Genomic DNA, 21,695 nt, shown 5'->3' with positions numbered 1-21,695 from the left:
GAGGCTGGAAAGACGGAAATTGCCAGAGTGCCCCTCAGGCGGAATGGGAGCATCGCCCTTCTCTTTCTGCCAACACGGAGATTGGCAGAAAGCATATAAAAAGCGATGCTGGTGTTCGAACGTCGCGGCTAGTTCTGCGCAATCACATCCGCCACCAGCAGCGCCGTCATATTGACGATGCGTCGCACCGTAGCGGATGCGGGCAACACATGGACCGGCTGCGCGGCGCCCAACAGAATCGAGCCAATCGCGACGTTGTTTCCCGCCGCCGTCTTCAGCAGGTTGTACGAGATATTGGCGGCATCGATGTTCGGCAATACCAGCAGATTCGCGTCGCCTTCGAGCGTCGAATCCGGCATCGCTTCGCGGCGCAACGTGTGGTCGAGCGCGAGACTGCCGTGCATTTCGCCGTCCACCTGCAAGTGTGGCGCGCGTTCCTGCAAGATGGCCAGCACATCGCGCATCTTCTTCGCAGAAGGCGCGTTGCTCGTGCCGAAGTTCGAATGCGACAGCAGCGCGATCTTCGGCTCGATGCCAAAGCGCCGCACTTCTTCCGCTGCCATGATCGTGATCTCGGCCAGTTCTTCCGCGGTCGGATCAACATTCACGTGCGTATCGACCAGGAAAATCTGCCGACCCGGCAGCACCAGCGCGTTCATCGCTGCGTAGACATTGCAGCCTTTCTTCTTGCCGATCACCTGATCGATGAAGTGCAGATGCCGGTGCGTCGTGCTCACCATGCCGCAGATCATGCCGTCCGCCTCACCGCGCTTCACCAGCATCGCGCCGATCAGCGTGGTGCGGCGGCGCATCTCCAGCTTTGCCATCTGCTCGGTGAAGCCCTTGCGCGACATCATCTTGTGATACGTCTGCCAGAAGTCGCGGTAGCGTTCGTCGTGGTCGGTGTTGACGATCGTGTAGTCCTGGCCGTTGACAAGCCGCAGGCCGAATTTCGCAATACGTTGCTCGATCACAGCCGGACGGCCAATCAGGATCGGCTTCGCGAGCTTTTCGTCGACGGCGATCTGTACCGCGCGCAGCACGCGCTCTTCCTCGCCTTCGGCGAACACGATGCGCTTCTTCTCCGGCTCGACGCGACGCGCCAGCTGGAAGATCGGCTTCATGGTCGTGCCGCTTTGATAAACGAACTGCTGCAGATGCTGCCTGTACGCCTCCATGTCCTCGATCGGACGCGTGGCGACGCCCGAATCCATCGCGGCCTGCGCAACAGCGGGCGCGAGCTTGACGATCAGACGCGGATCGAACGGCTTCGGAATCAGATAGTCAGGACCGAACGACAGATCTCGAATGCCGTAAGCCGTCGCGACGATGTCGCTCTGTTCCTGCCGCGCCAGTTCAGCAAGCGCATGGACGGCCGCAATTTCCATCTCGCGCGTGACCGTCGTCGCGCCCGCATCCAGCGCGCCGCGGAACAGGAACGGAAACACCAGCACGTTGTTGACCTGGTTTGGAAAGTCGGCTCTGCCCGTCGCCAGAACGGCATCCGGCCGTGCTTCGAGGGCGAGTTCCGGCAGAATCTCCGGCGTCGGATTGGCGAGCGCAAGAATCAGCGGCTTCGCGGCCATCTGCCTGACCATGTCCTGCTTGAGCACGCCGCCCGCCGACAGGCCGAGAAACACGTCCGCATCGCCGATCGCTTCGGCGAGCGTACGCGCGCTCGTTTCGCGCGCAAAACGCGCCTTGTCCGGGTCCATCAGTTCGACACGGCCCTTGTAGACCACACCCGCCAGATCCGTGACCAGAATGTTGTCGAGTGGCAAGCCGAGGTCGACAAGCAGGTCGAGACACGCGAGCGCTGCGGCGCCAGCGCCCGAGGCCACCAGTTTCACCGCCTTGATGTGCTTGCCCACCACTTTCAGACCATTGATGATCGCCGCCGCGACGACGATTGCCGTGCCGTGCTGGTCGTCGTGGAAGACGGGAATCTTCATCCGCTTGCGGCATTCCCGCTCGACGACGAAACAGTCCGGCGCCTTGATGTCCTCGAGGTTGATGCCGCCGAAAGTCGGCTCGAGTGCCGCGATCACGTCCACCAGCTTGTGCGGGTCTGACTCGTTCAACTCGATATCGAACACGTCGATACCGGCGAATTTCTTGAACAGCACCGCCTTGCCTTCCATCACCGGCTTCGATGCAAGCGGCCCGATGTTGCCCAGGCCGAGCACTGCCGTACCGTTCGTCACGACACCGACCAGGTTGCTGCGCGCAGTGAAGCGCGCGGCATTCAGCGGGTTCTCGACGATTTCCTCGCACGCGAACGCAACCCCGGGTGAGTAGGCCAGCGAGAGATCACGCTGGTTGATCATCTGCTTCGTCGGGGCGATGGTCAGCTTGCCCGGCGTCGGGAACTCGTGATAGTCGAGGGCTGCCTGGCGGAAGCTGGTTGTCTCGGATGGTTTTGTCATGGCGGCGGTGCTCACAAAAAGGTTGGCCTGACGACTCAGTGAGTGTGGGACCGGAAAATGGTGTCGTTCGGGTGCGGCAGGTCCATCGACGCGTCTTCGGCAGTCTCCAGCGCTTCGAGGCTCGTGTCAGAGCGGTCGAGCATCGCGCGGGCCTTGTTCATGTCGAGCGCGCCCTCCCAGCGAGCAACCACGATCGTCGCCACGCCGTTACCGATCAGATTCGTCACCGCACGCGCCTCGTTGAGAAAACGGTCGACGCCAAGCAGCAGCACCAGTCCGGATACAGGAATCTTGTGCATCGTGGCGAGCGTGGCCGCCAGTGCCACGAATCCCGCTCCGGCGACACCCGCCGACCCTTTGGACGTCAGCAACAGCACGCCGAGCAACAACAACTGATCCCAGATCGTCAGGTGGATGTTCATCGCCTGCGCAACGAACATCGAGGCCATCGTCAGATAGATCGCCGTGCCATCGGCATTGAAGGTATAGCCCGTCGGCAACACCATCCCGACCACGGGGCGTGAGCACCCAAGCTTTTCCATCTTGATGAGCATTTGCGGGAGGACGGCTTCCGTCGATGCCGTCCCGAGCGTGATGAAAATCTCGTCCTTGATATAACGGAGGTACTTCCACAACGACAGCCCACTCAGGCGCATGACGAGGCCGAGCACGACGACCACGAAGAAGATCGAGGTCAGGTACAGACACAGCATCAGCTGACCAAACGAAGCCAGCGTGCCAATCCCATACTTCGCGATGGTGAATGCCATGCCGCCAAACGCACCGATCGGCGCGACATACATCACGATTCGCACGACCCCGAACATGCCCTGAAGGAACATATCGAGCATGTCGACAAACGGTGCGGTGCGCGGACCGAGCTTCGCGAGCGCGATGGCGAGCAGCAGCGAGAAAAAGATAATCGGCAGAATCTCTCCATTCGCAAACGCTCCAACAATGCTGTTGGGAACGATGCTCATGAAGAACTCAAGCATGCCGTGCTGTTGTGCCGCGTGGGTGTAAGTGGAAATCGCGGAGCTATCGATATGCGCGGGGTCGATGTTCATGCCGCTGCCCGGCTTGATCACGTTCACCACCACGAGGCCGACCGCAAGCGCGATCGTCGATGCAATTTCGAAGTAGACGACCGCCTTGACGCCAACCCGACCGGCCTCATGAAGGTCATTCATGCGGGCAATCCCCACCACGACGGATGCAAAAATGATCGGAGCGAGCAGCATCCGTATCAGTTTGATGAACAGGTCACCTAGGGGTTTGAGTTGAGAGCCGATGTCAGGGAAAAAATGTCCGACGAGGACACCGGCAACAATGCCAATCAGAACCTGGACGTAGAGTTTGGAAAGCGATTTTCCGATCTTTGAAACCCGCATGACTGTCTCCTATGCGTGGCATCTTTTAATGAAAGTAAGGCTGTGTACCGCAGCGGCATGTAGCGCTGCGGCGTGTACGGCCTCATTTCGCCTGCGTTCCGTTTATCTGTTTTTATGAACGCTGCGCCGACGCGCTGTTCGGCGCGCTTGTCGGCACATTTCTCGCGAGTTTGCCGACTAGCGGCTTATGCAGAGAGCTTTTGCATCTCGGCGAAGAGATCGGCTTTTCCTTCGAAGCCGATGCCGGGCAGATCGGGCATGGTGATATAGCCGCCGTCCACCTTCACGCCATCGGGGAAGCCGCCGTACGGCTGGAACAGGTCCGGATAGGATTCGTTGCCACCGAGACCAAGGCCTGCCGCGATGTTCAGCGACATCTGATGTCCACCGTGCGGAATGCAGCGGCTCGGCGACCAGCCGTGCTGATGCAACATGTCGAGCGTGCGCAGGTATTCGACGAGGCCATAGCTGAGCGCGCAGTCGAACTGCAGCCAGTCACGATCGGGGCGCATGCCGCCATAACGGATCAGGTTGCGGGCGTCCTGCATCGAGAACAGGTCTTCGCCCGTCGCCATCGGCTTGTCGTAGTAGTTGCGCAGCGTGGCCTGCAATTCGAAGTCGAGCGGATCGCCGGGTTCTTCGTACCAGAACAGGTCGTATTGCGACAACGCCTTCGCGTATTGAATCGCGGTGTCGAGATCGAAGCGGCCGTTGGCATCGACGGCGAGTTTCTGGCCGTCTTGCAGCACGCTCAGGATCGAGTCGATACGGCGCAAATCTTCATCGAGCGAAGCGCCACCAATCTTCTTCTTCACGACCGTATAACCCCGGTCGATGTAGCTGCGCATTTCGTCTTTCAGCTTCTCGTGGTCCTGGCCCGGGTAGTAGTAGCCGCCTGCGGCATACACGAAGATCTTGCGATTGGGCTGGCCATTGCCATAACGGTCCGCCAGCAACTGGAACAGCGGCTTGCCTTCGATCTTGGCCACCGCATCCCAGATCGCCATGTCGATCGTGCCGATGGCAACCGAACGCTCGCCGTGGCCGCCCGGCTTTTCGTTCGTGAACATCGTCGCCCAGATCTTGTGCGGATCGAGGTTGTCGCCGGCATCGTTGACGAGCGTGGCGGGATCGGCTTCGAGGATGCGCGGAATGAAGCGCTCGCGCATCAGCTTGCCCTGACCGTAACGGCCATTGGAATTGAAGCCGTAACCCACCACCGGCTTTCCGTCCCGGATGACATCCGTCACCACGGCGACGAGACTCAGCGTCATCTTGCTGAAGTCAATGTAGGCATTCCGGATCGGCGAGCTGATCGGAACGGTCTTTTCGCGGATTTCAACGATTCTCATGATGGCGTCTCCTGAGTTTTGGGCACGTTTTGCATGCGTCTGGCTGCAATGGAAACTAGCTTATCCGCGGAATGAGGCGTTAGAATTCACCTGAATTCATTTCATTTTTTACTTTTGGTGAACAAAACGAAGTGACGACCGACTCGGCATCCGATTTCGAGTTTTTCATCCTCATCGCCAGGCTGAAGAGCCTGTCGGGAGCGGCGCGCGCGCTCGACCTCACCCCGCCGGCGGCGACCAAACGGCTGGGGCTGATCGAGCAGAGACTGGGGGCGCGCCTGGTCAACAGGACGACGCGGAGTGTCAGCCTCACGCCGGAAGGCGAGACCTACCTGCGCTACGCGACGCAGATCGTCGGGCAAGTCCGGCAGATGGAAGATGAGATATCCGGGTCCAGGTCCGACCCGCATGGGCTACTACGGATCAATGCAACGCTCGGCTTCGGGCGCACGACCATCGCGCCACTCGTGTCCGATTTCGCGAAACGGTTTCCCAATGTGGAAATCCAGTTTGAAGTGACCGACCGGCCCATCGATCTGGTCGAGGAAGCATTCGACATGGCGATCCGTTTTGGCGAGCTTCCCGACAGCCGGCTTAGCGCACGGCGCATCATGAGCAATCGCCGGTTTCTCTGTGCCTCACCCAAATACCTCGAACGTTTCGGGACACCGGAGCGCGTGGAGGATCTGGTTCGGCACCGTTGCATCATTCATCGCCAGAACGATGATGCGTATGGCGTCTGGCGGTACATGCAGGGCGACCACACCGAAGCGCTGAAAGTCAAAGGCGCGCTTTCAAGCAATGACGGCGATATCGTGCTGCGGTGGGCGCTTGACGGACATGGGATATTGATTCGTTCCGAATGGGATCTGGCGAAGTACGTTCAGAGCGGCAGGTTGAAACTGGTTCTGCCGGATACGGTACTGCCGTCGGCGGATCTGTTTGTCTACTATCCCAGCCAGCGGAACCAGACGGCGCGCGCACGGGCATTTATCGATTTTCTGATCGATCATTTTCAGGCGCCGTTTATTCCGGTAGAAACGGGGGCTGCGATTTATGCTCAGAAGAAGAGAGGGGGACGGAAGACGTGAGGTTTGCGTCCTGGTCAGGCTGACCACTGCGGCCTTTCGCGTTGCATTATCGAAAGACGCTTTGTGGTGGAGTCTGGGATGATGCGATGAGCGCGTACAGGCCCCTCAACGGCCCTTCCGCTCTAGCGAGAGGCGACGTTCAACCTCGCGTGCTGGACGTCCCCTTTAACCGACGAACCCGATGTCAATCGGACAACCACGCGCGGCACTATTCAGATGCAACCGGTATAACCGCTACGAATTCTTTACTGATTCTCTCGCCATCACGCAGCGCGTGATTGACCAGCGGATCGGCCCACACGCGCTAGTCGTTCACGGTCGGTCATTTGACCGATGCCACCGAGGCAAGCCCAGTGCGATCCTTCCCTTCGGCACGTTCATTAAAATCCTTTAGGGAGTTGCAATGGTTGATCGCCAGGAAGATATCACTCGAGCTCAGGACGAACGCTGGCTCACGCGCTACTATTTTGTCCGTACCGCGTTTTCCGCGCTCTGGGCCGTACTTGCTTTCTCCGTCGGGCAGCACTTCCCGGCCGGCGCAGTTGCACTGCTGGTTGTGTATCCCGCATGGGACGCTCTGGCCAATTACATCGACGCGTCGCATAGCGGCGGATTGGCTGAAAATCGTACCCAGGCCATCAACGTCATCATCAGTGCCACTACAACGGTTGCTGTGATCGTCGCATTGAGATTGAACTGGGTGCTGGGCGTATTTGGCGTTTGGGCCATACTTTCCGGATTGCTTCAGCTCGCCACCGCCGTCCGTCGTTGGAGGCGCCTGGGCGCGCAATGGGCGATGGTCTTAAGCGGCGGACAGTCGGCATTGGCAGGGGCATTTTTTCTGGCGCAAAGCCGCGCGCCAATCCATCCTGCCATTGTCACAGTGGCCGGCTACGCGGCGGTGGGCGCCGTCTACTTTCTCGCTTCTTCGGTGTGGCTATCGGTCGGCCAGCTGCGCCGCAAGGCTGTTCGAACGACTTGAAGCATCGGCGTAACTCGGCTGCGGTAAAACGGACCCGATACCCAGGATCCCAGTCCACGAGCGATAACAGATGATTGACCATAGCGAAACACACATCCATCACATGAGCGATATCGACGAAGCGCTGCGTGAGATCCGAGCTCTGAATCGCCGGGTCGTGACGTTTTCGGGTTTCTCTTCGGCAGGCTACGAGGATCAACGATCCGTCGAGCGAATGTTGTCGGGCTGGCTCGACACGCTGGACCCGCTCGCCGACATCGTCTGTTCCGGCGCGACGCCGATGGGTATCGGCGCCTCGTACGCGCTTGCATCGTCACGCGGATTCCAGACTATCGGTATCGTGTCCTCGAACGCGGTGAAGGAGCAAGTGAAGTTTGCGGAAGACGTCGAGACCGTATTCGTCATTGAAGACGTCGCTGGGGCGGTTACATCGAAAAGACAGATACGCCTTCACCGACATCGAGAGTGATGGTCGAAGCCTCGGACGTATTGATCTTTATCGGAGGCGGAGACATCGCGCGGGACGAATACGATTACGCGAAACGGCTTGGCAAACAGTTGCACTTCGAGGCCGCCGACATGAATCACAACTTGTCGATGGACAAGGCGCGACGCAAAGGCGAACCCGCGCCATCGAACTTCAAAGGCTCGCTGTACCAGTATCTGGAAGCGCGCAAAAAATGACCCAGGTCTGCTGTTTCCCTGCGAATAAAGTGCGGGTTCGAGCTGCCAGATAAACCACCGTGTGACTTAAAAGTAGAATGAATTGGCAAGACCTTTTCATTGCCACTTAAAGACTGGCACACAAAGACTATTTCAGTTTCCGTTCTGAATTCACCGCGTATTTGCACGTTTGTCGACATTGCCTGATGTGCGTGCTCTCTGTTGAGGTTAAAAAGCGCGTTTTCAAGCGTTGTCGTGTTTATCCAAACGCCCAATTCAAATGGGGAATGCCAATGTGCGGTAGCGAACATTTCCCTCTCGTTGGCCGACACGGTATGCCGCATCATCCATCGAGTTGTCAAATACACGACGCGGACCTCATTACCCCGGCCATAGAACTGGGAGACGCTCAAAAGCGCGCGTCCTGACGATGTCGAGCCGAATCTCGCGCTCGCAAACATCGACACGAAGCAGTTGATCTGAGAGCCGGTGGGGTCTCGCACCCGCCCGTCCTGGAGTGATCCGCTAAACGTAGTTGCCTTGGTGCCACCGCGGACTGTACGCATTCCGGTCCGGGCCACGACTTGAGGAGTATGAGATGGACGACGCAGCCCTCGAACTGGTTTGGAGCCAATACCGTGGCTGGGCTTCACGTGCGCGGGCCATCCGGAGTCAGCTTGACCGGTGGAGATTGTACGCACTGGCCTTTACCGTGACGGGCGCCGTGCTGGCGACGCTGGCCGCACAGCTTCCCAACTGGTTTGCGGATCTCACTATCGTCACGCGCATCCTGAGCGCCGCGAGTGCGGTCGCCATGGCGCTCGCGGCCTGGACTGCCCGCTCGATGCTCGACTCGACGTACGAGAAAGACTGGATTCGCACACGTGCGCTCGCCGAGCGGGCCAAGTCAGAAGGATATCGCTATGCCACGCGCGTGCCGCCGTACGACAGTGGCGACAAGAGTGAGAAGCTGCTCGAAAAAATAAAGGAACTCATGACCGAGGGCGAAGACTTGCCCGCATTGGAGGTCAAGGGCGAAGACGCCCGCAAGGGTTGCCCCGCGCATCCGCTGACTGTGCAGGAGTATGCAACGGTGCGAATCGGCGACCAGGTCACGTTCTACTCCGATAAGGCGAATAAGAATGAAGGAAACGCGCACCGCTGCACGCTGGCAATACAAGTGCTGAGCGGCATTGCGGCCGCGCTGGCCGCTCTGGGTGCCATCCATGCGGGAGCGCAAATCGAAGCCTGGGTGGCCACGCTCAGTGCGATTACCACCGCGATTGGTGCTTATGCGTTGGCTCAGCGCTACCAGCGGCTTGCCGCCACTTACCGTCTCGCCGCAGAGAGACTGAAATTGCGCCTTGCGATGTGGAAGATCACCACGCAGGCACGCCCCGATCCGGAAGCGGATAACGCACTGATACTCGATGCAGAAGGAATCATGAACGGCGAAAACGACGCATGGGTCACAGATTTCCTGAAGCGCCCGGCGACATCGTCGACGGCGACACTGAACTCCTGAATTCATACGGAAGGGTTTGTCACAACGAAAACGTCTCGGAGACTGGGCAACCAACTATTCGGGATTGGTTAAATAGAAATAACGCAAAGAAAAGATCCGGCCTCGCCGCCCACGGTTAACCGGAATGCTGCTCGTGCGTCGTGAGGACTGACTGGCCGAATCACCAGACGTACTCAGCCCGCAACACCGACGGAACGATAGGTGCCGAGATGGCGGGCGGCATCACGCTCCTTCGCCGAGTAGCTCGACGGCTCCGAATAGAGCGGCGACTCAATACCGAACACTGTCGCGCAAGCCTTCAACTGGATCATCAAATAGCGGTCGAGCGCTGCGTCCGACACCACTTCCCGTCGTTCCGCGAGGCGCCGCGGCAGGCACCACCTGTCCCAGAACACCGCCCTTCCCTGTTCCAGCAGTTTCTTTGACTTTAAAAAGGCATGTTTCGTCCCGTCGCAAATGCGGTAGCTCACGAAACTCAAAGGACGCCTGGCAAGCTTCTTCTCCCATGCGATGAGGGGCGCTGCGGACTCCAGTTCCCGCATGGACTGAAGGTAGTGACCAATCCGATGCCCAAGCTCGTCATGCGGCCACAGTGGCGTGCTGGTCCGCCCCTGTGCGCTGAGAGTACGAAGGTTTGCGAGAACAGAGCTCGCATCGGCGAGCGGCAACCATACCGAGCGCGAGCTTGCCTCGAAACGTATTTCTTTAGTGTCGCCGTCTCTTTCGATATGACGCACGCACAAGCGTGCATCAATGCCAGGCGGCAGCCGTCCCCACGGGGAATCCAGCTGACTCACTATCCAGATCACATCTCCTTTGCGCACTCTCGTAGCGGCGCCCGTCTGCGAGCGCGTCTTGTGAAATACGGGTCTTCGGAAACCTGCGGACGCATGTTGCGCATCAGCGAACCATAGTGCGCGAGGGTCACGAGGAAAATTCACGACCACCCGCCGCGGAATGTAGTGGATAAAGTGCCGTGGTTCTTTCACGTTCGGTTCCCCAAGGTACATGCGTTGCCTGTCGACACGCCGCCTTTCTCTTCGAGATGCAAGAACAAAGAAAAGCAGAAGGCCGGAATGGGATCCAAAGTCATTCCCTTAATGAAGTACGGAGAGAACTTGCTTGAACAATGCAAATCGATCGTTGAGTCCGATGATGCCCCCGTTGATGCGACGGGTAATTTCCTTGAAATCTTCGAGGTCGTTGTCGTCGGTGCGATCGTCCGCGAGTTCATTCAGACCGCGACTTTGCCAATACCAGGCGGCCGCCGCGCACGCATTTTCCGGCTTCGTGAGCAAGTTGGGTTGCTCATCGAGTTTCACGCCAATGGCTTTTCCAGCCGCCTCGTAGTTGCTGCGCCCGGTAAGCTGGATAATGCCTCGTCCGCGAAAAAGATAGCCGTCTCCGCTTTGCACATTGCCGTTGCCCATGCGGTTGGCGTAGACGAAGTTCGCGAGTTTGATCGGATTCCCCGCATAGGGCGCTGCGGCAGCTTCATCAGGAAACCGTTTTGGCCAGACCTTCATGAGACGCGCGGCCGTATAGCCCAGTGCCTCCTCGAGTCTGTTGAACTGTCCCGATTCGTAGCCCGTTTGCGCAAGAAAACTTGCAATGCGATCCGGCGTATCGATGCCGAATTTCGGCAGTGAAGCATTCAGGCTGGCCGCCCAGCCAACAGGATCGCCGCAGCGCGGGAAGGCACGCTTGAGGGAATTGGCATCCAACATGGTTCCTCCGATACGCAAATGATTGCACGGTGGATGCCGGTGAGTGCTTCAGCTAACGAAGCGTGATTGCCGGCAATGCAGAGTGCCACCTTTCATTGTGAAATCGAAGATAGTTTGTGAGCCAATTGAAAGCAAGAATGGTTGTGTGCGAGCCCCAACATATGAACGCAGAAGTCAGCGGCTCAATGCGGGTTCCGGCTGCCGGGGCGAATTATCTGTTCAGTGTGGAGCATACGCGGGCTGGGACGACCGCTATCGCCTGGACGCTGACCTGGCATACACCCGTCACGTCGGCACGCGCGAGCGTGCCGACGTGCAGCGCGCCAACTACGCGCCGCCGCCGCGCATCAGACCGTACTCGCCGCCCGCGTCATCAGCACGATCTTGCCGATATGCACGCCCGAGTCCATCAGCGCATGCGCGCCGCGCGCATCGTCGAGATCGAAGGTTCGATAGATCACGGGCTTCACCGCGCCGCTTCGAATCTGCGGCCACACCTTTCGTTCGAGATCCTCGATCAACGCCGCCTTTTCCTCATGCGTGCGCGAGCGCAACGTCGAGCCGATGTGCGTGAGGCGTTTCGCCAGCATCGGGAACAGGTCGAGTGATGGCGCGGGGCCCTTGATGATGCCGATTTGCACGATGCGCCCATTCATCGCGGCCGCCGCGTAGTTCCGCGCGACGTAGTCGCCCGCAATGATATCGACGACCACGTCCACGCCGCGGCCGCCCGTCTCGCGCATGACCGCCTCGACGAAATCCTCGTTCCGGTAATCAACTGCGACATCGGCGCCGAGCGCCATGCTCGCGTCACGCTGCGCGTCCGAGCTGACCGTCGTGATGATCTTCGATGCGCCGAATGCCTTCGCGAGCATCGTCGCGGTGGTGCCGATGCCGGATACGCCGCCGTGGATCAGCACGCTTTCGCCTGCTGCAAAATTGCCGCGCTGGAACAGGTTCAGCCATACCGTCAGAAAGGTTTCGGGCATCGCGGCCGCTTCGACCACCGAGAGACCGTCGGGAATCGCCAGTGTGTTGCTCTCGTGCGCGACCGCATACTCCGCGTAGCCACCGCCCGGGACCAGCGCGCAGACGAGATCGCCGACCGCGAATCGCGTCACGCCGCGCCCGACGGACACGACCTCGCCCGCAACTTCGAGCCCGGGAATGTCCGACGCGCCCGGCGGCGGATCGTACAAGCCCTTGCGCTGCATCACGTCAGGACCGTTTACGCCGGCGGCATGAATGCGGATCAGCACTTCGTCGTCGGCGGGTGTCGGAACGGGCCGCTCGACGGGCACGAGCACATCCGGGCCGCCCGGCTGCGTAATATCGATCGCGGTCATCGCCGCGGGAATCGCTTTGGTTTCGTGTGACACGACTTCATCCTTTTCAAAATGCCAGATGCGCCGCGGATTCGGTCAACCTGCTGAATCGCTGCATCCGTTGAAAAAAGTGTAGCGGCGCAGCCGGGTTTTGACCCGCAGCGAATTGCCGATCGTATGATGCAAATTTGCATCACGCGGGAGGCGATATGAACTGGGACGACGCGCGCATCTTCGTCGCGCTCCATCGGGAAAGGACCTTGCGCGCGGCCGCCCGCTCGCTCGACATCGATCAGGCAACGGTGGGCCGCAGGCTTGCCGCGCTCGAGCACACGCTCGGCGCGACGCTGTTCCTGCGCACATCGGGCGGATATGAGCTCACGCCCGTCGGCAAGATCGCGATCCGCGCCGCCGAGGCGATGGAACAGTCCGCGCACGATCTCGTCCGCCACGCACAAGGCGTGGACAAGCGCCTCGCCGGCGAGGTGAAGCTCTCGACGACGGATGCGCTTGCCCAGGAGTTCGTCATGCCGGCGATCGAGCGCCTGCATATGAAGCATCCCGACGTATCGGTGATGCTCGACACGACGACCCAGGTGCTCAATCTCGCGAAGCGCGAAGCCGACATCGCGATCCGGACCGTCAAGCCGCGCAATCCGGATCTTCTTGCCCGCCGCGTGGCGAGTTGGGAAGTGGGACTGTTCGCGTCGCCGGAGTATCTGCGGCGCCATGGCGAACCGGCGCCGGGCGAGCGATTCGCGGGACACGATCTCGTGGTCTACCAGCCGTATTTTGCCAAGGCTCGCGCGCCGGAATTTCTCGGGGAACCGCTGACGGACGGCCGCATCGTCGCGCGCCTGAACACGAACCTGACGTTGCGCGCGGCGCTCAGAGCCGGGCTCGGCATCAGCCCTCTACCCGTGCCGATGGCCGAACGCGACGGCCTCGTGCGAATCTGGCCGGACCGCTCAAACGACGCGCGGTATGAAATCTGGCTCGTCACGCATCAGGATCTGCGACACACCGCGCGTATCCGCGTGACGATCGACGAGATCGTCTTGGCGTTCGATCGATAGCAGCGCATGCGCTGCACGTGTCGTCCATTACTTCAGCTTTCAGACCCCGATGACCATTCGCTGAAGCTGGGCCCATCATGAATGGTTTTATGTCTTGCCCATTCCACCTCGGCGGCAGTGGCATACGTCACGCCGGGCTCCCACCAAAGTACGGGTTCCTGCTGGAACGAGGGGCGTCTTTCCATTCGAGCGACCAGCGACGCGAGTTTGGGTCGGCCAGCAGCACGCCAGGACAATCGCAACGGGCGTGTTTCAATGAACTGACAGATGCAGGTGAGCAAGATGTCCTGAGCCGACATCACGCCGGGGACGAAAGCGCCGTCAGCGCCGACAAGCTGAGTCTCGAACCAGTCGAGCAGATACTGGTTGCGCATGGCGCATCGCGCCGCATGAACATTTTCTTCATGCCTGACCCCGGACCATTGCAGTTGCGACACCATCGTCGTCGACACGCCGAACGTCTGTAACGTCGCCAGAACGAGTTTGTCGTGCCAACTTTGCGTGGCGCGCACATAGTCACTTGCCAGCGGGTCCATACCCTCCGGCGCGGGCACGCCTGGATAGCTGGACATGAGGTAGTCGATGATCACCGATGAATCCCAAAGCGTCAGGTCGCCGTCTACCAGGGTAGGAACCTGAAGGGTCGGCGCGACCTTCGCACGCTCTTCGACGCTGGGCGTCGTAAAGGTCTCCTCACGCTCGAAATCGAGTCCCTTCTCGACAAGCACGATGCGGACGGCACGGGCGAAAGGCGATCCTGTCGTGAAGAACAGCTTGCGCATCCTGGCCCCCTTGATTGACGGACCGCGTTGACCGATATGGACGGATGTTTTTGCCCGTCCAAACGTGCAGCGCCGACCAATTGGCCTTTCAGGCCGCTCAGACCCATCAGTCTGAACCTCGCGACAACGTCGCACCAGCGGCAATTTACGTAGATTGAACAGAAAACGAACGGTTGAAGAATGCGAACGAGCGGCTCGAACCGCACCGAATCCGCACGCCCACGAAGCGGACTACACTTGAATCAACCATAGTTGAAAAATGGACAGGCACGTACGCAGATTGATGGCACCTGCGCGCGCAAACGTCCGTTCTCTAATGGAGACGATCATGAAAAAGGAGAGAAAGACCGCTCGGCAAATTCTGTCCGAGAACCCTCGGAACGTGATTTCGGTCGGCCCCGCGGACGCCGTGCTAACGGCGCTGCATCTGATGGCCGACGAGGATGTCACCACCGTGCTGGTGTTGCAGGGCAGCAATCTTGTCGGCATCCTGTCGCAGCGCGACTACGCCCGCAAGGTCGAACTGGCCGGCCGCAGTGCCGCCGGGACGACGGTGGGCGACATCATGACTACCCAGGTGTATTACGTCACGCCCGAGCACACTTGTGAACAGTGTCTGGCGTTGATGCATATAAGAAGGATCCGGCATCTGCCCGTGATCGATTCCGGAAAGGTCATCGGCGTGCTATCCAACAGTGACGTGCTCGAAGAACTGATTCAGGAAGACGAACATTTCATCAGCATTCTCGAACACGACATGCTCTACCTGACCATCGATACGGGCGGTGCCTATTGACCATTCGCGCGCGACCAGGCGTGGCAACCAACCCACGCTCAAGTCACACGACAAGGCGCTTCCTCACTCGCAGGCGGATTGACGACGCGCTTGACTTTAATCAGGCGCCCGATCGCGCGGTGCAAGGGCTTGTCAATGTAGCGATAGACGAGGCAACCCACCACTGAAGCCACCACGATCGCGATAATCACTCCCGTTGGCGAACGCACATCGAAACCATGCACGACTTTAGGAACGAGCTTGCGCATCGCCTCGATGACGAACGGGTGGCTGAGATAGGTCGCATAGCTCGCATCGCCCAGATACAGCAATCCGCGCGTGAGCGCGCTGTCTACCACGAGGCCTTCGAGACTCAGCGTGCTGATCAGCAGCAGACAGGTCGGCACGCCATTTCCCACAAGCGGGGGGACGTCCGGCCATACCCGTTCGATACAGGTCATCAGCGCATACATCGCGATGGCCCCGAACGCAGCCAGCGGGACTGGAATGCGTAGCCCTTTCCTCCATACGAACCATACGGCGATGCCTAACGGGAATTCGAGCAACCGGGTGTAGGCGAGGAATTCGACGATCGCCCGGTTCGAATGCGCGAGACTCGCAATCAGAAACGCCCCGGCGAGCATCAGCGTGATCGCCGCGAATACAAACTGGACATGCCCCCGGAACCGCCACAGCGCAAACGCCGACGTCGCGTAGAACAGCATCTCGTAGTTCAGCGTCCATCCGACGAACAGCATCGGGAACATGTGGCCGCTCGCTTTCCTGTACGGAATGAAAAAGAGCGACTTCAGCAGCTCCGGGACGTTGGCAGTCGTCGAATTGAAGAGATCGGGCCTAAGCAGCGCGCCGAAGAACACCAGCAACGTCGCGAGCCAATAGAGCGGCACGATCCGCACGAGGCGGCTTGCGATGAAGTCGCGCACGCTGGTCGTGCCGGCTTCGAGCGCGAGTGCGATCACAAAGCCACTCAGTACGAAGAATACGTCGACGCGGAATTCACCGAACACCCGACCGTCCTGTATCAGGACATGGTGTACGACGACAGTTGTCGCTGTCACTGCGCGAAGGATTCTTATTGAATTCAGCCTGCGCATCGCTCACCCGTTGATGAGTAAACCGTACCTGGCTGTACTCCAGGCGCGAGGAGGCCCGCGATACGTCGCAGCGATCACCAGATCGCCGGGGGTATCGTGCCTTTGCCGGTGTTCCTTACGAAGTCTTGCATCGTCAAATCGGTGCATCGCCGCCTCCGTGTGTCTCCGTCGAGAGAAACATCTGCGCAAACGAAACGCTCGCGCGATCCGGATGCGCGATCGTTTCATCGCTTGAACTGGAGTTTGTAATTGAAGACGGCGGTATTCCACCCGAAGCGTCCAATTCTGTCTTGCGATCGCGGTACCAACGAACCCGAACATGGAGCGTATCGAAGTCGAATCAGCGCGAGGTCCAACACATAAAGCGGCAGACGGGCCACAAATAATGGTGCGCGACCGTCCACTCCTGGTGATGGTAATGTCCACGCGAAGACGCCACTGTTAGGCGCCGCACAGAAGCTCGACGGGAAACGCAAAAATTACCGGACGCAGGTGTTTGTATGCAGATAGATTCATACGCAACCAATGACATCATTGTCGGTTGGCAGTGTCTCAGTGTCTGTTACCTGGGAAACGCGCACGCGTTGAGTGCGGATTCAACCGCTCGCGCGCGCACATACGATTGATGGACTCGCGCCAGCGAGGCTTACTATCGGAAAGGCGACCTGGCGGTATGCCGACGCAAGCAGCAGCGCAGCAGCGCGCTGTCCCGACGCCCATCCGCCCCACGGCGCCCCAACCATCCAGAAGAAAATTCCAGCGGTCATCCCCTGAGCCAACTACACTCGAATTCGCGCCACCTTACAACGGTTAATCCTGGTCCAAGGAGCACGCCCGACATGGATACGGACACGAAGCGGATCGTAGTGATCGGCGCCGGCTTTGCCGGGCTGTGGAGCGCGCTGGGCGCGGCGCGCAAGCTCGACGAACTGCGCATGCCGGCGGATCAGGTGGAGGTCGTCGTCATCAATGGCACGCCGTTTCACAGCATTCGCGTGCGCAACTACGAGCAGCCACTCGACAGCACGCTCGTGCCGCTTGCCGACGTGCTCGATCCAGCAGGCGTGCGACGGATTCAGGGCATAGTCCGCTCGATCGATCTGCCAAACCGTCGCGTCGGATTCGAATCCGGCAATTCATCTACACAATGGCTCGGCTACGACCGCCTGATCCTGGCGGCGGGAAGCGAGCTGGCGCGTCCGGCCATTCCCGGTCTACACGAGTTCACATTCGACGTCGATACATTCGACGGCGCCTCGAAGCTCCACGCACATCTGCTCGCCTTGCCAGAAAGGCCCGAGGCGCCGGGACGCTACACCGTGATCGTAGTTGGTGCAGGCCTGACGGGCGTCGAACTCGCCGCCGAATTACCGGCGCGGCTGCGCGGCATCGTCGGCGACAAAGCAAGCGCCGAGGTGCGCGTGATTCTCGCCGACCGCTCCGCGAAGATCGGTCAGGCGATGGGCGGCGCGCAGCCAGTGATCGAAGAAGCGCTGCGCGCGCAAGGCGTCGAGCTTCGGCCGGGCGTGTCGCTCGAAACTGTCACACGCGACGGCGTGCAACTGACGGGCGGCGAACACATCGACGCCGCGACCGTCGTCTGGTGCGGCGGCATGCGCGCCAGTCCGCTGACCGCGCAATTCCCCGTGTCGCTCGACGCATTCGGACGCGTTCCCGTCGATGCGTTCCTGCGCGTCGACAGCGTGCCCGACGTATTCGCAGCGGGCGATTGCGCGCGCATCCTGATCGACGGCAAGCGCCCATCCGTGATGTCCTGCCAGCACAGCCGCCCGATGGGACGCCACGCGGGCCACAATGCCGTCTGCGACCTGCTGGGCCTCGCGATGCTGCCGCTATGCATCGACTGGTACACGACCATTCTCGATCTCGGCCCGTGGGGCGCCGTCTACACGGAAGGCTGGGAGCGCCGCCTCGCGTCGCAAGGCGAAGCCGCGAAACAGACCAAGCGCACGATCAATTGCGAGCGCATCTATCCGCCCAGCACGAAGCGGCGTGAAGACATCCTGCAAGCGGCGGCGCCCGTCGTGCAGGCGCCGCCCTACACCGTCCGTGGCGCGGACTGAACCCACGCTCAGAATTCGATCACGCGCGGCGTCAGCAACACGAGCCGTTCCATATGGCTGCTCTGATGCGTGCGCGAGCGGAACAGTGCGCCGAGTACGGGAATCTTCGACAGCACAGGCACGCCCGTATTCAGATTCGAATCGCTGTCGATCCGGTAACCGGCGATCAGCAGACTCTGCCCTTCGGCAACGACGGCTTCCGTATCGATCTCGCTGGTGCGGATTTCGGGAATGTCCTTCACGCTGCCGCCCGTCGGCTGGCCGTCTTCGACGTGAACCTGCAGCTTGATCTGCTGCGCGCCGTTCGAATCGACCACCATCGGCAGCACGCGCAGCGTATTGCCGACCTGCACGCTGAACAGATTGCTCGACGTAAAGCCCGAAACGGGAATGAAGAACTGCGTCTTGTTGTTCATCACGGCTTCGACGTTGTCGAGCGTTGCGACCTTCGGGCTCGCATCGATACGCGCGAGGTTGTTTTGCTCCAGCGCGTCGATACGCGTCAGCAGATAGCGGCTCGCGTCGCCGATCACGGCCGTGAGCGAGCCGCCCGTAGGCGTCGCGGTGGCGACGAGATTGCCGGCTGTGTCGAGCGAAGAAAACGTCGGGCTCACATTGCCGTTGAAGTTGTTCGCGTTGGCACTGCCACTGCCCGTCTGAAAATCGACGTGACTCGAATGCGCGTGCCAGTCGACGCCCAGTTGTTTCAACGCGCCGTCGTCGATTTCGATGATGTGCGCTTCGATCTCGACCATCCTGCGCTTCACGTCGAGCCGGTCGATCAGTTGCTGATACTGGCCGACGCGATCAGGCAGATCGCGGATCAACACCGAGTTGGTCCGCGCGTCGGCCTGGATGACGGGCAGCGAGCCCGCGCCGTCCGGCACGGCCGCCGTTGCCCCGCGCCCCGCGCTCTGCGGACCGCTGCCCGATGCGCCGCCCGCCGTGCCGCCCACGCCCGGCATCGCAACCGGCCCGCCGCCTGCCGCCGCCACGCCTGCAAACACATCGGGCAGCGGCGGATTCACGCCGCTGTTGTTGTAGGGCGAGCCGCCATTCGTGCCGCCTTGCACGTCCGCATACGGGCTCACCTGTTGCAGGTTCGCGGTGCCGTCGGCGGATGCGCGCGACGTGCCCTGCTGATCGCTGTCCCGATCCGGGTGATAGAGACTCGCGAGCACATGCGCGACGCCGGGCACGACCTGGGTCTTGCCATTCACGGTAATCGTATGATCCGCCGCCCAGCCGTAGCGCAACGGGAACGCCCGCACTTCGCTGCCCGTGCGGCGGTTCGCGTTCTGGTCCAGGCGCGCGGCCACCTCGTCGACAAGCTGGATCAGCCGATGCGGCCCGGTGATCAGCGCGACGCCCTGCTCCGGGTCGTACACGATCGGGAAGCGGTCGGTGTCGAGCCCGATCTGCTTGAGCGTCGAGCGCAGGCTCTGCGTGCCCGCGAAGTCGAGCTTGATGACCTTGGTGGTCACGTCGTCGGCTGTGCTGATGGACAGCACGCTGCCGTCGTAAAACCACACGAAGCCGAACGTTGCCGCCATCGTGTCGATGAACTTGCGCGGCGGCAGATCGAAGCGTCCCGACACGGTGCCCTGCACGTTCGGCGCAATCGTCGCGATGATGCCCTGGCTCGCCGCGAAGTCGCGCAACACGTCTTTCAGGTCGCGGCTTTCCACCGAAATATGCACTTCGCCCGGCCGCCACGTGATCGGTGCGGCATGGCCCGCGTTCAGGCCCATCATCAGCAGGGCGGCCGCGATCGCGCGGTGACGGAATGTGAGTTTCATGATCGACGCTCGATATAGGTGTGGTTCTGGCGGAATGGTCTCGAAAGGATCTCAGCGGTTCAGCGTGTCCGAAGGCGATTCGTTGAATTCGCGGCGGTAGCTGTTGACGAGCGTCGAGCGGTTGCTGACGCCCCACTTCACGGCTGTCGCGAGAATGCCTTGCTCGTGCGCGCTGTCGTCGGCTTCGAGTTCGGCGCGGATGCGCTCCATGCGCAGGCGGCGGATGATCTCGGTCGGCGTCGAGCCGAGGCTCGTCTTGAACGCGCTCTGCAGCGCGCGATCCGTCACGCCGATCTGCGCGGCAATTTCGCGGATCGACAGGTCCTTGCGCTCCAGATTGTCGAGCAGATAGCGATAGGCGCGCCGGTAACGCGCAGGCAGCCGCGTGCCGATGTCGTCGAGCTGTTCCGGCGCGCGCGCGATGCGCTGGCCGTAGCGCGCGAGCGCGCCCGCTTCGTCGCGAATGCAATTGACAGCGGCCAGCGCATAGCGCGTGTACACCTCCAGCGATTCGCCGCTGCGCCCCTGCAGATGGCGCAGCTTCGCGAGGCAATACAGATACTCCAGTTGCCGATGGCTCTGCGGCATGCGCACCTCGGCCGTCAGCAACACAAGCACCGACTCGGCCAGCGACGAAACACCGCCCGCAAGACTCGCGAGCACGATCTCGATACGCACCGCGCTCTGATAGTTCTGGATGCCCTGCTTGCCCGCCCACTCCGCATGCGCGACGATCTGCTGCTGCGGGTCGCGCTCGCCGCCCGCCAATCGCGCAAGCCCATCGAGAAACTCGACGCGCCCACGCAGCAACTGGTCTTCAATCGCACCTGTCAGCAAGCGCAGCGCGGCGGGCCGTTGCGGCGCGACGCGCGGCGCGGCGTCGCCCGTCAGACCGACTTGCCAGTAGATGTGATCGGACAGCGCCGCGCGCGAGCGCAGCGTGCTTTGCGCTTCGACGTCGAAGCGCACCGTGCTCAACAGACGCTGCCAGCCGTCGGCCTGATGAAACGCGCCGTCCGACGTCGCTTCGTCGAGCAGATCTTCGAGCGTATCGAGCACGGCATCCGCATCGCGCAGACGGCCCACGCTGAACAGCACGCCGAACGCGCCGAACAGCGCATCGAGCCGCAGCGCCACGCTCGCCAGCGGATGATCGGCGATCTGCATGAAGCACGACATCGCGGTGCCGTAGCGGTAACGGAACAGCGCCTGCCAGCCCGCGTTGCGGCACGACGCGAAGCGCATGCCGTCCTTGTCGTCGCGCATGCGCTTTTGCGCTTCGCGGTAGGAGTCGTCAGCATCGACCTCCATGCCGAGCGACAGTTGCAGATCGCCCTGCAACTGCAGCAGCGTGGCGGGCGGCGCATCGTCGTGACTATCGACGAGCCGCTGCACGTTCGCCGCCGCGGCATGCACATGGCCGTTGCGGATCAGGTCGACGACGCTGGAAGGCACCGACGCTGCGTTGAGCATCGACACATACGGGAAGTAGTAGGTAACGAGCATGGCTGATTCCGTCGTAAGGCTCGCGCAGCAGTCGGGGCGACGCTGCGTGAGCGCGTTGAAACGATTGCGACGTTTT

18 protein-coding genes are annotated in these 21,695 nt (G+C 60.8%); 8 read left to right on the top strand and 10 right to left on the bottom strand.

Annotated elements, in window-relative coordinates; all coding sequences use genetic code 11:
* Positions 1 to 128 precede the first annotated feature (128 nt).
* The 3 genes from BLT65_RS04660 to BLT65_RS04650 form a co-directional block, all read right to left on the bottom strand.
* Complete coding sequence (locus tag BLT65_RS04660) at positions 129 to 2,426, bottom strand: NADP-dependent malic enzyme (protein ID WP_091775315.1); 2,298 nt, start codon at positions 2,424 to 2,426, stop codon at positions 129 to 131.
* Between the two features lie 35 nt (positions 2,427 to 2,461).
* Complete coding sequence (gene dctA / locus BLT65_RS04655) at positions 2,462 to 3,817, bottom strand: C4-dicarboxylate transporter DctA (RefSeq protein WP_091775312.1); 1,356 nt, start codon at positions 3,815 to 3,817, stop codon at positions 2,462 to 2,464.
* Between the two features lie 185 nt (positions 3,818 to 4,002).
* Positions 4,003 to 5,169, bottom strand: coding sequence for a mandelate racemase/muconate lactonizing enzyme family protein (locus BLT65_RS04650; RefSeq protein WP_007583786.1), 1,167 nt, complete (start codon positions 5,167 to 5,169; stop codon positions 4,003 to 4,005).
* 131 nt (positions 5,170 to 5,300) lie between these two features.
* Between BLT65_RS04650 and BLT65_RS04645 the strand changes: the two genes are divergently transcribed.
* The 5 genes from BLT65_RS04645 to BLT65_RS04630 all read left to right on the top strand — a co-directional run bounded on the left by BLT65_RS04645 (position 5,301) and on the right by BLT65_RS04630 (position 9,430).
* Complete coding sequence (locus BLT65_RS04645; protein ID WP_091775308.1) at positions 5,301 to 6,260, top strand: LysR family transcriptional regulator; 960 nt, start codon at positions 5,301 to 5,303, stop codon at positions 6,258 to 6,260.
* A gap of 403 nt (positions 6,261 to 6,663) precedes the next feature.
* Positions 6,664 to 7,242, top strand: coding sequence for a hypothetical protein (locus tag BLT65_RS04640; RefSeq protein ID WP_091775305.1), 579 nt, complete (start codon positions 6,664 to 6,666; stop codon positions 7,240 to 7,242).
* 103 nt (positions 7,243 to 7,345) lie between these two features.
* Positions 7,346 to 7,711 (top strand): hypothetical protein, encoded by a 366-nt coding sequence (locus BLT65_RS47805; RefSeq protein WP_244186421.1) that lies wholly within the window; start codon positions 7,346 to 7,348, stop codon positions 7,709 to 7,711.
* Positions 7,711 to 7,926 carry a hypothetical protein gene (locus BLT65_RS47800; protein WP_244186420.1) on the top strand — a complete coding sequence of 72 codons (216 nt, stop codon included), beginning with the start codon at positions 7,711 to 7,713 and terminating at the stop codon, positions 7,924 to 7,926. The genes BLT65_RS47805 and BLT65_RS47800 overlap by 1 nt, the downstream gene beginning before the upstream one ends.
* 577 nt (positions 7,927 to 8,503) lie before the next feature.
* On the top strand, positions 8,504 to 9,430 hold the full coding sequence (locus BLT65_RS04630) for a DUF4231 domain-containing protein (protein ID WP_091775302.1): 927 nt from the start codon (positions 8,504 to 8,506) through the stop codon (positions 9,428 to 9,430).
* 173 nt (positions 9,431 to 9,603) lie between these two features.
* Here BLT65_RS04630 and BLT65_RS04625 read toward each other — a convergent pair whose 3' ends face one another.
* The 3 genes from BLT65_RS04625 to BLT65_RS04615 form a co-directional block, all read right to left on the bottom strand.
* Complete coding sequence (locus tag BLT65_RS04625; protein WP_244186419.1) at positions 9,604 to 10,227, bottom strand: hypothetical protein; 624 nt, start codon at positions 10,225 to 10,227, stop codon at positions 9,604 to 9,606.
* Between the two features lie 300 nt (positions 10,228 to 10,527).
* Positions 10,528 to 11,157, bottom strand: a complete 630-nt coding sequence (locus tag BLT65_RS04620; protein WP_091775295.1) for a glycoside hydrolase family 19 protein — start codon at positions 11,155 to 11,157, stop codon at positions 10,528 to 10,530.
* 347 nt (positions 11,158 to 11,504) lie between these two features.
* Positions 11,505 to 12,503: an NAD(P)H-quinone oxidoreductase gene (locus BLT65_RS04615; protein ID WP_091776098.1), complete on the bottom strand. Its 999-nt coding sequence runs from the start codon at positions 12,501 to 12,503 to the stop codon at positions 11,505 to 11,507.
* Positions 12,504 to 12,691: 188 nt separating this feature from the next.
* Here BLT65_RS04615 and BLT65_RS04610 point away from each other — a divergent pair, with 188 nt between their 5' ends.
* Positions 12,692 to 13,558 carry a LysR family transcriptional regulator gene (locus BLT65_RS04610; RefSeq protein ID WP_091775292.1) on the top strand — a complete coding sequence of 289 codons (867 nt, stop codon included), beginning with the start codon at positions 12,692 to 12,694 and terminating at the stop codon, positions 13,556 to 13,558.
* A 32-nt stretch (positions 13,559 to 13,590) separates the two neighbouring features.
* Here the strand turns inward: BLT65_RS04610 and BLT65_RS04605 are convergent, their stop codons facing one another.
* Positions 13,591 to 14,340, bottom strand: coding sequence for a glutathione S-transferase family protein (locus tag BLT65_RS04605; RefSeq protein WP_091775289.1), 750 nt, complete (start codon positions 14,338 to 14,340; stop codon positions 13,591 to 13,593).
* A 316-nt stretch (positions 14,341 to 14,656) separates the two neighbouring features.
* Between BLT65_RS04605 and BLT65_RS04600 the strand changes: the two genes are divergently transcribed.
* Complete coding sequence (locus BLT65_RS04600) at positions 14,657 to 15,136, top strand: CBS domain-containing protein (RefSeq protein WP_244186418.1); 480 nt, start codon at positions 14,657 to 14,659, stop codon at positions 15,134 to 15,136.
* A gap of 38 nt (positions 15,137 to 15,174) precedes the next feature.
* Here BLT65_RS04600 and BLT65_RS04595 read toward each other — a convergent pair whose 3' ends face one another.
* Positions 15,175 to 16,230: an acyltransferase family protein gene (locus BLT65_RS04595; protein ID WP_091775286.1), complete on the bottom strand. Its 1,056-nt coding sequence runs from the start codon at positions 16,228 to 16,230 to the stop codon at positions 15,175 to 15,177.
* An 839-nt stretch (positions 16,231 to 17,069) separates the two neighbouring features.
* Between BLT65_RS04595 and BLT65_RS04590 the strand changes: the two genes are divergently transcribed.
* Entirely contained in the window at positions 17,070 to 18,314 is a 1,245-nt protein-coding gene (locus BLT65_RS04590) for an NAD(P)/FAD-dependent oxidoreductase (protein WP_091775283.1), read from the top strand.
* Between the two features lie 8 nt (positions 18,315 to 18,322).
* On the opposite strand, the gene sctC is transcribed toward BLT65_RS04590, so the two are convergent.
* Both sctC and BLT65_RS04580 read right to left on the bottom strand, forming a co-directional pair.
* The gene (gene sctC, locus BLT65_RS04585) at positions 18,323 to 20,113 is read right to left on the bottom strand and encodes a type III secretion system outer membrane ring subunit SctC (protein WP_091775280.1); all 1,791 of its coding nucleotides are present in this window, start codon (positions 20,111 to 20,113) and stop codon (positions 18,323 to 18,325) included.
* 51 nt (positions 20,114 to 20,164) lie between these two features.
* The gene (locus tag BLT65_RS04580; RefSeq protein ID WP_091775277.1) at positions 20,165 to 21,619 is read right to left on the bottom strand and encodes a helix-turn-helix transcriptional regulator; all 1,455 of its coding nucleotides are present in this window, start codon (positions 21,617 to 21,619) and stop codon (positions 20,165 to 20,167) included.
* Between the last annotated feature and the right edge of the window lie 76 nt (positions 21,620 to 21,695).

Source organism: Paraburkholderia steynii (assembly GCF_900100565.1).
Classification (GTDB): Bacteria; Pseudomonadota; Gammaproteobacteria; order Burkholderiales; family Burkholderiaceae; genus Paraburkholderia; species Paraburkholderia terrae.
Note: the sequence above shows the minus strand (reverse complement) of the source record. Positions and strands in the feature narration are given on the sequence as shown.

Excerpts from the sequence above, each read along its gene's own strand:
- BLT65_RS04620 (WP_091775295.1), bottom strand. The coding sequence starts at position 11,157 with ATGTTGGATGCCAATTCCCTCAAGCGTGCCTTCCCGCGCTGCGGCGAT.
- BLT65_RS04590 (WP_091775283.1), top strand. The coding sequence starts at position 17,070 with ATGGATACGGACACGAAGCGGATCGTAGTGATCGGCGCCGGCTTTGCC.
- BLT65_RS04610 (WP_091775292.1), top strand. The coding sequence starts at position 12,692 with ATGAACTGGGACGACGCGCGCATCTTCGTCGCGCTCCATCGGGAAAGG.
- BLT65_RS47800 (WP_244186420.1), top strand. The coding sequence starts at position 7,711 with ATGGTCGAAGCCTCGGACGTATTGATCTTTATCGGAGGCGGAGACATC.
- dctA (WP_091775312.1), bottom strand. The coding sequence starts at position 3,817 with ATGCGGGTTTCAAAGATCGGAAAATCGCTTTCCAAACTCTACGTCCAG.
- BLT65_RS04615 (WP_091776098.1), bottom strand. The coding sequence starts at position 12,503 with ATGACCGCGATCGATATTACGCAGCCGGGCGGCCCGGATGTGCTCGTG.
- BLT65_RS04630 (WP_091775302.1), top strand. The coding sequence starts at position 8,504 with ATGGACGACGCAGCCCTCGAACTGGTTTGGAGCCAATACCGTGGCTGG.
- BLT65_RS04595 (WP_091775286.1), bottom strand. The coding sequence starts at position 16,230 with ATGCGCAGGCTGAATTCAATAAGAATCCTTCGCGCAGTGACAGCGACA.
- sctC (WP_091775280.1), bottom strand. The coding sequence starts at position 20,113 with ATGAAACTCACATTCCGTCACCGCGCGATCGCGGCCGCCCTGCTGATG.
- BLT65_RS04660 (WP_091775315.1), bottom strand. The coding sequence starts at position 2,426 with ATGACAAAACCATCCGAGACAACCAGCTTCCGCCAGGCAGCCCTCGAC.
- BLT65_RS47805 (WP_244186421.1), top strand. The coding sequence starts at position 7,346 with ATGAGCGATATCGACGAAGCGCTGCGTGAGATCCGAGCTCTGAATCGC.
- BLT65_RS04605 (WP_091775289.1), bottom strand. The coding sequence starts at position 14,340 with ATGCGCAAGCTGTTCTTCACGACAGGATCGCCTTTCGCCCGTGCCGTC.
- BLT65_RS04580 (WP_091775277.1), bottom strand. The coding sequence starts at position 21,619 with ATGCTCGTTACCTACTACTTCCCGTATGTGTCGATGCTCAACGCAGCG.
- BLT65_RS04640 (WP_091775305.1), top strand. The coding sequence starts at position 6,664 with ATGGTTGATCGCCAGGAAGATATCACTCGAGCTCAGGACGAACGCTGG.
- BLT65_RS04650 (WP_007583786.1), bottom strand. The coding sequence starts at position 5,169 with ATGAGAATCGTTGAAATCCGCGAAAAGACCGTTCCGATCAGCTCGCCG.
- BLT65_RS04600 (WP_244186418.1), top strand. The coding sequence starts at position 14,657 with ATGGAGACGATCATGAAAAAGGAGAGAAAGACCGCTCGGCAAATTCTG.